A 13671-nucleotide genomic window follows, 5' to 3' on the forward strand; every position below is an offset into this window, starting at 1 on the left:
GTTAGTTTTGGTATAGAAATTGGACTAAGCCCAGTATAAACTAAAGTATATGAATATTTTATCACAAAATACAAATAGGATAACTTTCATAATCGCCTTCGTATTATTTGCTTTTAATGCTAATGCTCAAGAAGTTCAATGGTTAACTTGGAATGAAGCTGCTGAATTAGCTGCTACTGATAAAAAACCAAAGAAGGTCTTTATTGATATTTATACAGATTGGTGTGGCTGGTGTAAAAAGATGGATAAGGACACCTTTCAGAATGAAGAAGTAGCCAAGTATATGTCTGACAATTATTACATGGTGAAATTAGATGGTGAAGGGAAAGAGACCATTGAGTATAAAGGGAAGACTTTTAATTTTGTGCCTTCTGGTAGAAATGGCTATCATGAATTCGCGGCTGCGCTAATGCAGGGTAAAATGAGCTATCCGACTACAGTTTTTTTAGATGAAGAAATGAATATGCTTTCGCCCGTACCGGGTTATCAAAAACCAAAACCCTTTTTAGATATCGCGAAGTACTTTGGCGAGAATATTTACAAGAGCAAGGACTGGAAGGAGTACACCCAAAGCAAGTAATAACTTCTTAATAATCAGTTTTTTATATAATTGAATTAATGTTGATCTTTGATCGCTTTAGCGGGGAGATTCAATCATTTGAGTGAACTTAATTACTTCTATTTCCGAGTATAATTATATTTTTACAATAGTCTTTTTTTCATACTTAAGTTGTTTTTGTTGTATACAAACGCATGTATATAAGTTTTTCTTCCCATTACATTCATCTTAAAATGTAATAACTATTTAGCCCTAACATACCCCGTATTGTTGGAATTTTAAACTAACTTTCTGGTTTTCATGAAATTAAAATTTCTATGTTAATGCTGATCTTTAACCGCTTGTAATACATATCTTACAAGCCATTATGAATCCCTTTATCTTTAGTTTTTGTGATTGTTAATTAGACTATTGTAGATCTAAAGATCATACCTATGCTGTTGTTATAGCACTTTTCTTTTATTGAAAGAAATATTGCTTTTTTTTATCATCAAAAGCCCTTTATTAATACCTTCTATTTCAACTAATTATACTGCTTTTTACAAATAGTTATAGGTGTAAAGGTAAGAGTGCAAGTAAAGATCTGATCTTTATTTTATTAGAACCTATGGGTTAAAGTTGATCTTTAATATATCTGCAAATTATAATCGGATTATTGAATAAAAACTAATTGTATTGCATTAAAAAAGATTAAAATTTCTGTTTTGTACACCAAGGATCTGATCTGTATTCTTTTATCGTAACCGACTTCATGTAGATCTTTAACTGATTGCGCGGAGCTTTATTAAATACTTTTATGTTCATTTTTAGTAGAAATCGTACTAAAATGAATAGTAATCAATTGATTTTTCTAAAAATAAAATATGTATTAGTACTACTTATTCGTGATAAAAAAAGAAATACAAATGCGCCACTATTTAAAACCTCACGAATTAATTGGGAAATATAAAATTGTCAACCGGGTTACATTTTGGAGTTTCAAAAAGATAAAATCATGCTCTTTTTGCTACAGTTGCATATTGTAAATAAAACATATCCATCGCAGTAAAGAAAAAAGGAATGTTATACAGATATGGCTTTAAGGAGCGCGTTCGGTTTATACCCTCGTGACTAATAATTTGAAATCCTTGGTCCCGATACATGTTCGCGATACTACTTTTGGTGAAAAATCGTAAATGGGTTTTATCAAAAATACCGTGCCCCTCGTATTCGAATTTTTTTTGTAGAATTATTTTATTAAAAGCATCGTGATAACGAATGTTAGGAATTGAACTTATAATCACTCCACTTAATGATAATTTCTTTTTAAGAATTGTCAACACCATATAAGGGTCAACTAAATGCTCTAACACATCATTACAATAAATAGCATCGAAATAATTATCGGGTAGTTCTTCAATAAAATTTTCACAAGGGCCTACGAAAACTTTATCTAATCTTTTTTCAGCCTCTTTAGCAGGGTCTTCCATCAACTCAATACCCCAGGCTTCTAAATTTTCTTTCTTCTTAATGTATGCTGCAAAAGCACCTTCACCACAACCTATATCTAATAGTGTTTTGCACCCTTTTGGCAAGTACGCCAACATTTCCGGCCTTATATGTTTGTAATAATCGTTAGCTTTATTATCGTAGTCCATATGGATTTTTAACATGTAAAAAAGCCATAGATACGGACTAATCAACCAGTTCGTCCAAAAATACTATATTTTTTTTCAGACGCAATATTTGGCATAAAAACTTTATTGTCCTTACGCACCTATGCGGATAAAAACTAAAAACGAAGTTATCTTTTATTGGAAAATATTTATAGGACCTATTAAAAGCTTTATTACCTGCTATAGTTTGGAGACTCTTTAGTTATGGTAACATCATGAGGGTGACTTTCATTAATACCGCTAGCTGTGATTTTAACAAAACGTCCTTCATCTTTTAATGTTTGAATATCCTTTGCACCGCAATAACCCATACCTGCTCGCAAACCTCCCACAAATTGATGAATACTTTCGTATAATTTCCCTTTGTAAGGCACTCGACCTACAATTCCTTCAGGAACTAACTTTTTAATATCATCCTCTACATCCTGAAAATAACGATCTTTACTTCCTTGCTTCATAGCCTCTACAGATCCCATTCCACGATACGATTTAAACTTCCTTCCTTCGTAGATTATTGTTTCCCCAGGTGATTCTTGAGTACCCGCTAAAAGCGAACCTAACATAACCGTATCTGCGCCAGCTGCAATCGCCTTAGGAATATCACCAGTATATCGAATTCCGCCATCTGCAATAACGGGAACACCTGTGCCTTTTAAAGCAGCAGCGACCTCTAAAACGGCTGAAAACTGTGGGAACCCTACCCCAGCGACAACACGGGTTGTACAAATTGATCCTGGTCCAATACCTACTTTTACCGCATCTGCTCCTGCTTCTACCAAATACTTAGCAGCTGCACCTGTAGCAATATTTCCTACAACAACATCCAGTTCTGGAAATTTCGTTTTCACTTCTTTCAAAACATTTACCACCCCTTTGGTATGTCCATGTGCCGTATCTATAATTACAGCATCCACACCGGCATTTACCAACGCTTCTGCTCTTGAAACAGCATCACCGGTAACGCCAATGGCAGCAGCAACACGCAACCGACCAAAGCTATCTTTATTTGCAATTGGCTTTTGGGTAAGCTTGGTGATATCTCTAAAAGTAATTAAACCTATAAGTTTATAATTTTCATCTACTACTGGCAGTTTTTCAATTTTACTCTCTTGTAAAATATCTTCTGCCTGTGCTAAAGAAGTGCCTTCACTAGTAGTTACCAAATTCTTTGAGGTCATTACCTCAGCAAGTGGTCGCTCATTATTTTTTTCAAAACGTAAATCGCGATTGGTAACGATACCAATTAGTTTACCTGATTCATCAACAATAGGGATACCTCCAATGCTAAATTCTTTCATTGCCGCTTTTGCATCCTTCACTTTTGATTCTAACGGTAAAGTTACCGGATCTATAATCATCCCACTTTCAGCACGCTTAACCTTACGAACTTTCATCGCCTGTTGCTCAATACTCATGTTCTTATGCAAAACACCAATTCCTCCCTCTTGAGCCATGGCAATTGCCATTTGAGATTCGGTAACCGTGTCCATTGCAGCAGAAACAACAGGAACATTGATTGTTATGTTACGCGTGAATTTTGTTTTGATATCAACTTCTCTCGGAAGTACTTCTGAATAAGCTGGGACTAATAATACGTCGTCGTATGTAAGACCTTCTCCTAAAATTTTGTGTTGGTGGGCGTTCATGGCAATTACAGATTAATTGCGTGCAAATATAAGGTTTTTTGTGCCAGAATTTACACTAGGACCGAATCTATTAACTATTGTTGTTTTCTTAACGTTTGTGATAAAATTAGGAGTGCGGAAGCTGTAAAAGTTAGTGTCATTAAAATTCCTGAACAAATCACTACATACTTCATCCATAAAACACCAGTCCAAACTAAATAAATACCACCAAAAGTTAGGATTACGGATAGAAATGGCTCAATCGTTAAAAAAAGCTTTAATTTTTTAGACCCTTTGGTTATCCAAACCAATCCCCCAAGAAGAAAGAAAATTAAAGACATTGAAAGAATGTGCGTATGCACAATGGTTAGCATTTGTCTATCGCTTTTTTTAAATTTCATTTCAGCAGCTTCCTCATCGTCTTCGTTACCCAAATAATTCTCTTCAATGCCTGCAGGACTATTACTATCTGTTTCCAAAATAAATAAAAGTCCAGTAAAAAAACCTATAGAAAGCACAACTACAAAACATGCTATGAAAATTTTAATTTCTTTTGGGAAAGTCTGCAGTAATCCGTTAAACTGCATTATAGAATTTTATTTTCTTGTAATATTCCAATTGATTGCAATAAATTGTCCATTGCAATCGTCATGGAGCGCACAGAAATAGTTGCTCCAGAAATTCCATCGATGTTCGTTTCATAGTCTACCCGGTCTGACCCTGTTTTGCCGAAAAATTGTTTCAACCATCGCTTACTTCCTATTTCACCACCGTATTCTTCACGATAAATTAATATCTTAGAGTGAACTATTTCAAGTTTATTATTAAAAAGCACCAAATAATCAAATTTAGCAGTTTTGCTTGGTGCTTGATCTACAAAAACATAACCTAAAAGTTCATCGTTTTTATAAATCGCATTAAAATTTTGCGCTGTTACTTTAGCTGGTAATTGCACATTTAATTCACTATCCACTACAATTGATTGGAACGAAAAATTGGAAACCTCAAAAGTTTTTTCAACTTCCTTAACTACCTTTTTCTCTATTTTCTTTGGAAGTCCAAAGCCGAGCAGCAAAAAAGATACTACAAATAGGATACTATATGTGGTCTTTTGTATTCGCATCAGGCAAATATAACTATTTGGAATTAATCTTAATAAAAGAAAATGTTTTTTCGATAAAAATTGAACTACTTTATTTTAACGCAATGCAAGAATGCCTTAAAACCATACGCCAATTCCAAAATTCAACCTATCCTTAGTGTCCGATTCCGAAGCATTTGAACGAAATTGATAATCCGCTTTAACCACTACTCCTGGTGCTATATGATAATTTAAACCCGTTGTTACATCTGTACGGTCGTAGGCCTCATTTGCAACTAAAGTACCATCTGTATCGGCATGCGTGTTAAATTTTTCGAACCGTGTAAAAGCAAATAGCCTTTGTTTTTTCTCTAATCCTAAAAGATTGTATGCACCTTCAACATAAAAACCTTGGAGTGCACTACCCAAATCTTGTCCAGTTAGGGTATTGTATTTATCTGTATCGGATAAAGATGCATGTATAAATTGACCTCTGGCTGTAAATCTTTGGTACGCATAGCGTGCATCTAAGCCAATCATACTAATACCGATATTGGCACCTTCAATATCTTCAACTTCATCTGTAGCTTGAGTTTTTCCGAAGTACCCAGAAAGTCCGATACGCAAACCTGGAATTCCATAATAATCAAATTTTGTAGATAATGTAGGGCTGCTAATTGTTGATTGTATTCCTTTTTGTCGACCACCTCGCAACCCATTTGAACCTCTTAAAAATCCTGAGATACCCCCGGCACCATCTGCTTCAGTAGATTTAAACCCATTAAATACATACACCTGGTAACCAATCGAAATTTCATTAAACCTGCCCGATGCACCGATACCTAACTCACGCCATGTTGTGGGAACAATTACATTATCCATTGCCGGTCTTTCTGTTCCGTTAAATGTGGTAGGTTCATGAAACTCATTAACAATACCCATTGGCACTAACATTAACCCGCCACGTAAACTTATGTTATTTCCAACATTGTAATTAACAAAAGCCTGTTCTATAAAAACTTCATTAACGTGTTCCAATTCTACTTCTGTAACAAATTGGGTTTTATCATTAAATCGATAACCAAAAAGCAAAACCATTCTTTGCACATCCAGCTCCCCATTATCTCCTTCCGGTTGATTGTAAAGCATTTCTGCATAGGCGCTTACGGTAACTGCAGAACCATAATTACCTGATAAAATCCGCTGTGCTGCATTTAATTGCGATTGTGGAATAAATGTAATTGAATCGGTTTGGGTTTGAGAAAAACCGAAATACACAGTACATATGAAAATAGCAGTTAGAAGTTGTAATTTTTTTGCCATTGCCCTCATTATTTATTTTACCCCGCAAAAATAAGGTCAAAATTGTGTTAATAAAAATTATTTTTAATAAATCTAAATAAGTTTAAGGCCGTAAAAAAAATCACCTTCAATTATGAAGGTGATTTTAATAACTATTATTTTAATTTAATTATGCCTCGCAGCTAGCACAATCTTTCTTTTGCTTAAATTTCTGTGCAGCATTCATACTATGTTGATAGTACAGCGACTTTAAACCTAATTTCCATGCTGTAACATGAATCTTATTGATTTCCTTCACTGGCATATCTGGGTGAACAATAATATTTACCGATTGTCCTTGATCAATATGATTTTGACGGTTTGCAGCTTGATAGATAATATCCATCTGATCAATTTCAGAATATGTTTTAAAAACATCCTTTTCTAAATCAGATAAAAATTCCAAATGCTGCACAGAACCATCACGCTCACGAATGCTTCGCCAAACTTCAGTAACATTCTGTCCTTTTTCTTCTAATAATTCTACCAAGAATGGGTTTTTAATTGTAGTCTTAATTTTAGCAATATCCTTCACATAAATATTTGACCAAATTGGCTCAATACCCTGTGATACTTGACCTAAAATAAAAGCCGAAGATGTCGTTGGCGCTACTGCATTTAATGTTGCATTACGTCTTCCATAACCTTCAAGAACTTTCGTTTCACCAAATTTATCAGCCAATTCCTCAGAAGCTTTGTATGATTTCTGTTTGATTATTCTAAAAATCTCGCTATTCAAATTGAATGCTTCTTGACTATTAAAAGGAAGCATTCTAGACTGTAATAATGAATGCCAACCCAAAACTCCTAAACCTAATGATCGGTTTTCTTTTGCAAAATTATAAGCACGTTCCATAAAAAGGAAAGTTTGACGATCCTCTCTACTATCAGAATCACGATACGCTTCAAGTTTCTCCAAGAATTCTGTTATTACAGCATCTAAGAAATAAACCATTGTTTCAACAGCATCAGTATCTTTCCATTTATCGTAGTGTAAAACGTTTACTGAAGATAATACACATACAAAAGACCAATCATCATTAGAAGGCAACATAATTTCCGTACAAAGGTTACTTGCATATATCGGTAATTGTTTGTCTTTATATACATCTGCCGCTCCGTTATTTGCATTATCCTTAAAAAAGATATATGGATAGCCCATTTCACCTCTTCTTTGTAATACTTTAGCCCATATAGAACGTTTAGCTGTATCACCAGCTATCATTTCTTCCATCCATTGATTGGTCACGGTAACACCATGAGTTAATTCTTGAATTGGATTACCTTCTGTACCTATTTCTAAAAATTCTTCTATGTCTGGATGCTCTACTGGTAAGTATGGAGAAAATCGACCACGACGCACTGAACCTTGACTTACCACGTCTACCATAGATTCAAAAAGCTGCATAATATGTACAGCTCCTGATGCCTGGCCGTTATTCTTAACGTCTGCACCACGATGTCTTATTTTACCGAAGTAACCAGAAGTACCACCTCCTAATTTTGACATCATTCCTACTTCTGATTGGGTATATAAAATATTACCCATATCATCATCTATATGAGAACCAAAGCAACTAATTGGCAAACCTCTTTCCTTGCCAAAATTAGACCACACCGGTGATGCTAATGAGAAAAAGCCCTCTGACATATAGCCATAAAACTTATCTGAAAAGCCAGGCATATCTAAAAGTTGTTCTGCTCTATCTGCTATTTCACGTATACGTTGCTCGGCAGTTACGCCTTCAGTTAAATAACCGGAATTTAAAAAGCTGCGACTGTGTTCGGTTAACCATTCAAAACCGGAGTCATTATTTTCTTTGTGTTTTTTTAAGGTTTCTTTTCTAGCTTTTACAAGCTGATCAGTGTCCGAAATGTTAGTTGTTTGTGTTTCCTGGGTAGTGTTTAATTCGTTCATTTAAAAAAGATCGTCGCTGGTTATACTTTGTGTTCTTTTACTATAGTTTATAGATCGTTTTACGAAGAAGTCGCCATGTTTAGTGCCAATGATTTCATCATCAAACCATTCAGTTTGCGCCAATAATGTTTCGTCTACTTCAAATATTTTTTCAATTCCGATACTCTCAAGTGAGCTATTGAATCGGTTTTTAATAAATTCATTTACCACGTCTTTTGGTAAAAATTCTAATTCACCTTTTTCAAAAATCCAATCTACAATTGCGCTTTCAGATGCAAAGGCATCTTCGCACATTTTCTGAATTGCAGATTCATGTGCTGCATCAAACCATTCAGGATTTTCATTCTTAATAATTTTAATGATATCGATACCAAAATCTCCATGTATTTGTTCCTCCTTAGAAGTAGCCTCTACTACATTAGAAACACCTTTAAGCATATTCTTATGCTTATTGAATGCCATTATAATTAGGAATTGTGAAAACAATGATACATGCTCTATAAAAAGAGAAAACAATAGAATAGATTCTGCATACTCTTTATTATCCTCACTCTTAGCATTCTTCAGTGCAGTTTCCAAATACTGTACACGTTTCATTATTACTGGTTTTTTCTTCAGTTTTTTGAATTCAGCATTTAAACCTAAAATTTCGAGCAAATGAGAATATGCATCCGCATGTCTGACTTCACTTTCTGCAAATGTTGCGCCTACCGATCCTATTTCTGGTTTTGGCATTTTATGATATATGTCGCCCCAAAAACTTTTAACCGCTACTTCAATTTGTGAAATAGCCAACATTGTGTTTTTTATTGCACTTCGCTCGGTATCATCCAAACGTGTTTTGAAATCTTGAATATCACTTGTGAAATTGAATTCTGAATGTATCCAATATGAATGACGAATTGCTGGAACGTATTCGTACAATTCTGGATACTCGTAAGGTTTTAAATTAATACGCTTTTCAAAAATATTCGTTTTCCTTTTTAAGGCTTGTTCATTTCTGTAAAGAATGTATCCTTTGGCAACATCAAAAAAGCCACCTTCCATTAATTTATTCTCAACAAAATCTTGCACCTCCTCAACAGTTGGCACATAGTTTTCATCTAAAGCTTTTCGTTCTAAAAGCGATGTATATACATTGTCTGATATACGTGTTGCATCGGCAAATCCGCCATGTTCTACAGCTGTCATAGCTTTTAAAACGGCGTCAGTAATTTTATGCAACTGAAAGGGTTTCTTTGTGAAATCCCTCTTGATGAGGTGGGTAATTTCCATGGAATTAAATCGAATTATTAATGGTCTTCTTAGCGTGCTGTAAAGTTCAATTTTTATTCCCTTTACTTTTCCTTAACATACGTTGGGTTTTCCACATGTTTATTAACATAGTAAAGTTGCACACGAGATAATCATAAATTAACACATGATTATCAGTTGTTTATATCATTTTCAGAGAACCAAAATAAAATGAAGAATATTTTTATCCTTTTAAAAATAAAAAAAAATCCAATATTTTCATATCCATTTTGAACAACAAATCTTTGATTCTCAATGCAGTAAAAAAAATGAAAAAAATGTTCCTTTTTATTTAAAAAATAGAAATGAAAATCTTAAAGCAAAATAGTAGAATCGTCTTTTACATAATTGAATTTTATAATTATGAAAACAAATCACTTTCCTAAATAAAAATGTATACATTTAAAAAAGACTTTACAAAACTGAATAAAATAAGAAGTTTGTTATTGTAATATTTTTAATCAAATTTTTCATTTAAACTTTTCACATGAAAACTGTTCTTGTTCTATTCCTATTTACAGTAGCTCATACTTGTCTAAGTCAGAAAAATAAACCTACCGTGAAATCCATTCTTCTTGAACAATTAGAAAATACGCACAATAATCAAAGTTGGTTTGTTCCTTCAAGTAAGGCTATACAGAACTTAACTGTAAGACAAGCTAATTGGAAAAATAAAAAAACAGACCATTCAATTTCCGAATTAGTTTCTCATCTAATTTTTTGGAATCAAAGAGATTTAACTGCTTTTAAAGGAGATTCGTTACCTAGTTTTAACTATGACAATAACAGTACTTTTAAAAAACCTAATAAAGAATAATGGATAACCGTTGTTAAAACATTGGACAGCATTCAATCAGAATGGATTTATTTGGTAAAATCAGCTACAGCGATAGAACTTTCAGATTGGAGTTCAGAAATAGCAAACATGTGCTCCCATAATGCCTATCATACCGGACAAATCGTATATATTAGAAATCAAAAAGGGTGGTGGGATTAAACAGTAAGACTACAATTTAGGGCAACGACTACAATTTGTTTTGCCTTTTTTCTTATACTTCTTACAGCACTTTTTCTTTTTATCGCCCGAGCAACCGCCACAATCCGCGGAAACCATAACACAAGGACTCATTAAAATTACTGGGCTCATTATTTTTATTAAATCTAAATAATAACAAACCTACAAAAAAAAAAGATTCCAAAAAACGGAATCTTTTATAATTTTATAATAATTAATTCTTATTCAGGCACATCAACTGTACTAACAATAGCATTAATATCTCTATCGAACATATAATGGCCGGATTTATCATCACCAATTATGTTTAGTTTATCTAATAAGGTACGTGCAACCGCTTCTTCTTCCAATTGTTCAGTAACATACCATTGCATAAAATTATGTACGTTGTAATCCTTTTTATCTAAACATTCGAAAATTACGTGGTTAATTTGCTCCGTAACGAACATTTCGCTTTTTAGAAAAACCTCAAAAAGCGCATTTAGTGATTCATATTCTGGTGCTGGCTGCTCTAATGCAGGCACAAGTACTTTACCACTGCGTTCATTAATAAATTTCACCAATTTAATCATATGCACGCGCTCTTCTTCAGATTGCTTGTAAAAGAATTCAGCAATACCATTATAACCATTAGCATCGGCCCAAGAAGCCATTGCTAAATAATGCATAGATGCATTTGCTTCGTACTTCACTTGATCATTTAATAACTTCTCTATTGATGAGTTCATAGGTTTTTAATTTTTAACGAAGTTAATCAGCTTTAGGATGTATTCAAATTATAGGCTCAAAAATTTTAAGTGTTTAGACGAAATTCATCCAACGTATCATCCATATTAAGCATAAATTGAGTTCCTTTAATCAAATCCTCCATTAAGTGTAAAACTGGTTCATTAACTTTTAAGCATATATCTACTAGCGGATTAGAACACCATATTTAATTGCATTTATTACCACCACAATCATCACAACTACACGGCTCATTTGATTTCAGCACTATATTCATTAAATAATCAAGATCATTTTTAGATAAATACAAGCCAACAGAATCAACAATTAATTGCACCACGCAAGCTGGATTAGCACTATTTACTACCTTATATGTTGCTCCGTATTCGTTTCTATATAATAATTCCATAACCTGTTTTTAAAAAAACCAAGCACCCCGAAAGATGCTCGGTTTCAAAATTAACTCAAACTCAAACTCATTAAATGCTTATTACTGTAATAAGGTATATTCAAATGCAGGGTAGCCTCTAACTCCACTTTCGTTAACCAGTGCTGTAAACTTCAATTTGTATGTGTTTCCATCAGAATCCTTTAAAATAAAGTAAACATCTTCTTTTAAAGATGGCAGCGAACCTGGCCCTCCACCATTTCTCCAATTACTGCCGATAACACGTTGATCATCTTCAAATAAACTTTCATCTACATTAGACAATTCAAAATCGGCATACGCTAATGTTTCCACCTCAACCATATAAGCCATAGTACCCGCTTTAGAATTAGTTGTTACAAAATCTGAATAACCATACGAACCATAACCTTCTATTTCATTAGTAAAAACCGTAAAATTTAAATCCCATTTATCTTTTATAGGTTCTACCACGATTTCATTTTCAGTCATAAGACTAAAAAACTGAAAATTATACGCAGCATCTTTTGCTATCGTTACTTCGGAATGTGTTGTTTCGTCGAGACCCGCATATTGTAAGGTATAATCCGTTTCATTTCTTAATACCCGAATTTTCATCCAACCTCGAGATTCGCCAGACACTGCAACACTTCCATTTTCAGGTGTTTCTGTTCCTATTTCAGAACCCAAATTCACTAAATAAACTTTATTTTCAGAGTCTGTTTCAGAAATCTCAGCGATAGCTGTTCCGGTAATCACGCCATCTGGACTATCGACAAAAACAGTATTTGCAGCATCAAAAGTTCCAACAGCTACGGTTGGTTGTAAATCCGCAACACTTGCTGCATCAACTGCATCAATATCAACTGCATCTAATTCCGAAACTGCCATAAAAACAGAACCATTAATTGCAACTCTAAAAGAATCTCCATTATAAAAAGCAAGATCCCAGCTTTCACGATTTACTGAAGTTTGGTTTTGTCCACTTAAGTCAACATAAACCTGATTGGGTTCGTTAGGCCCTCCAACTTCTGACTCTATATTACCGCCAAGAGCAGCAGTCTCTGCGAAGGCAACTTGCATTGTTGTATTACCACTTGTAATACCACCTCCAACGTTTACAGTAGCAATACTAAAATCTATACTCTTCTCCATACCTTCTATAGCGTCTTTTAATTTGGTAAAACTAAATGAGGCACTCGTAGCGCCACTTGCTACCGAAATAGATATAACACCATTATCTGCCGCTGGATCAGTAACAAAGTCTTCTGATGAACCATAAACAGCATTTGTCCCCGTAAATGAAATACTTATTGTACCGTCTTCTGGAGCTACAGTTGAAAAAATTAAATTTATTTCTTTTTCACTTTCAGTTGCATTAAAACTAACTGATGGGTTTTCAAAAGCCACTACGAATTCTTCAGGCACTACAGTATTGTCATCTGAACTACAAGCAGCGAGTACAAGTAAAAATAAAATTGGTATTAGTTTGATTGTTTTTTTCATTGGATTTGATTTAAAAATTAAGATTATATAAAAGTTTTAGAAAATATGAGCGACCATACCCGAGCAATATATTGCTCGACTGCGCTGAATGCACTGCACCACCAGCAGATATAGTATTTACACGGGTAACATTTAATAGGTTTCTAGCACCAAGGGTTACCTGAAACGTCTTGTCAAAAAAAGATTTTTTAATGGTAGCATCAAGCCAACTGTACTGGTCTTGTTCGCCTCGAAAAAAAACAACATCACCGTCATCATTCTGTATTTGTTGAAATTGATATTGCTTTCCAGTGTATTTGTAATAAGCAGAAAAAACTGCATTCCACTTAGGAATGCTATACGATATATTACTATTTAATTGTAGTGAGTATAAAAAATCATCATTGAAATCTATCTGACTTTCTAAGGTTTTTGATTCCCCTGAAAAAGATAGACCCGCACTAAATTGTAGGTTATTATATGACGTGGTATTGGTTATTGACAGCCCCCAAGTTCTAAAGGTGTCAATATTATTGAACTGATACGCTAGCGGACTCGTATTAACTA

Annotated in this window: 13 protein-coding genes and 1 pseudogene; 3 read left to right on the plus strand and 11 right to left on the minus strand. The window is 34.0% G+C overall.

Annotation, left to right across the window (positions count from 1 at the left end; genetic code table 11):
- Positions 1-49 precede the first annotated feature (49 nt).
- The gene (locus ABJF52_RS01690; protein WP_348145373.1) at positions 50-580 is read left to right on the plus strand and encodes a DUF255 domain-containing protein; all 531 of its coding nucleotides are present in this window, start codon (positions 50-52) and stop codon (positions 578-580) included.
- Between the two features lie 971 nt (positions 581-1551).
- Here ABJF52_RS01690 and ABJF52_RS01695 read toward each other — a convergent pair.
- The 7 genes from ABJF52_RS01695 to ABJF52_RS01725 form a co-directional block, all read right to left on the minus strand.
- The gene (locus ABJF52_RS01695) at positions 1552-2196 is read right to left on the minus strand and encodes a class I SAM-dependent methyltransferase (RefSeq protein WP_348145376.1); all 645 of its coding nucleotides are present in this window, start codon (positions 2194-2196) and stop codon (positions 1552-1554) included.
- 191 nt (positions 2197-2387) lie between these two features.
- Entirely contained in the window at positions 2388-3860 is a 1473-nt protein-coding gene (gene guaB, locus ABJF52_RS01700) for an IMP dehydrogenase (RefSeq protein ID WP_348145378.1), read from the minus strand.
- Positions 3861-3934: 74 nt separating this feature from the next.
- Positions 3935-4426, minus strand: a complete 492-nt coding sequence (locus ABJF52_RS01705) for a hypothetical protein (protein ID WP_348145381.1) — start codon at positions 4424-4426, stop codon at positions 3935-3937.
- Positions 4426-4962: an FMN-binding protein gene (locus tag ABJF52_RS01710; protein WP_348145384.1), complete on the minus strand. Its 537-nt coding sequence runs from the start codon at positions 4960-4962 to the stop codon at positions 4426-4428. Before ABJF52_RS01710 ends, ABJF52_RS01705 begins: the two co-directional genes overlap by 1 nt.
- Positions 4963-5058: 96 nt before the next feature.
- Entirely contained in the window at positions 5059-6243 is a 1185-nt protein-coding gene (locus ABJF52_RS01715; RefSeq protein WP_348145387.1) for a hypothetical protein, read from the minus strand.
- Positions 6244-6391: 148 nt separating this feature from the next.
- On the minus strand, positions 6392-8179 hold the full coding sequence (locus ABJF52_RS01720; protein WP_348145390.1) for a ribonucleoside-diphosphate reductase subunit alpha: 1788 nt from the start codon (positions 8177-8179) through the stop codon (positions 6392-6394).
- A complete protein-coding gene (locus tag ABJF52_RS01725) occupies positions 8180-9454 on the minus strand; it encodes a ribonucleotide-diphosphate reductase subunit beta (RefSeq protein WP_348145392.1) in 1275 nt (424 codons plus the stop codon).
- Between the two features lie 505 nt (positions 9455-9959).
- Here ABJF52_RS01725 and ABJF52_RS01730 point away from each other — a divergent pair.
- Positions 9960-10289 carry a hypothetical protein gene (locus tag ABJF52_RS01730; RefSeq protein ID WP_348145395.1) on the plus strand — a complete coding sequence of 110 codons (330 nt, stop codon included), beginning with the start codon at positions 9960-9962 and terminating at the stop codon, positions 10287-10289.
- 21 nt (positions 10290-10310) lie between these two features.
- On the plus strand, positions 10311-10469 hold the full coding sequence (locus tag ABJF52_RS01735; RefSeq protein WP_348145397.1) for a hypothetical protein: 159 nt from the start codon (positions 10311-10313) through the stop codon (positions 10467-10469).
- Between the two features lie 239 nt (positions 10470-10708).
- Here ABJF52_RS01735 and ABJF52_RS01740 read toward each other — a convergent pair whose 3' ends face one another.
- The 4 genes and pseudogenes from ABJF52_RS01740 to ABJF52_RS01755 all read right to left on the minus strand — a co-directional run.
- On the minus strand, positions 10709-11215 hold the full coding sequence (locus ABJF52_RS01740) for a ferritin (protein WP_348145400.1): 507 nt from the start codon (positions 11213-11215) through the stop codon (positions 10709-10711).
- A 206-nt stretch (positions 11216-11421) separates the two neighbouring features.
- Positions 11422-11622 carry a hypothetical protein gene (locus tag ABJF52_RS01745; RefSeq protein ID WP_348145402.1) on the minus strand — a complete coding sequence of 67 codons (201 nt, stop codon included), beginning with the start codon at positions 11620-11622 and terminating at the stop codon, positions 11422-11424.
- Positions 11623-11703: 81 nt separating this feature from the next.
- Positions 11704-13125 carry an HmuY family protein gene (locus ABJF52_RS01750; RefSeq protein WP_348145405.1) on the minus strand — a complete coding sequence of 474 codons (1422 nt, stop codon included), beginning with the start codon at positions 13123-13125 and terminating at the stop codon, positions 11704-11706.
- Positions 13126-13135: 10 nt separating this feature from the next.
- A pseudogene (locus tag ABJF52_RS01755) lies at positions 13136-13671 on the minus strand (TonB-dependent receptor); the annotation flags it as partial.

Origin of the sequence: Aurantibacter sp. (assembly GCF_039941195.1) — a bacterium.
In the GTDB taxonomy this organism is placed as follows: domain Bacteria; phylum Bacteroidota; class Bacteroidia; order Flavobacteriales; family Flavobacteriaceae; genus Aurantibacter_A.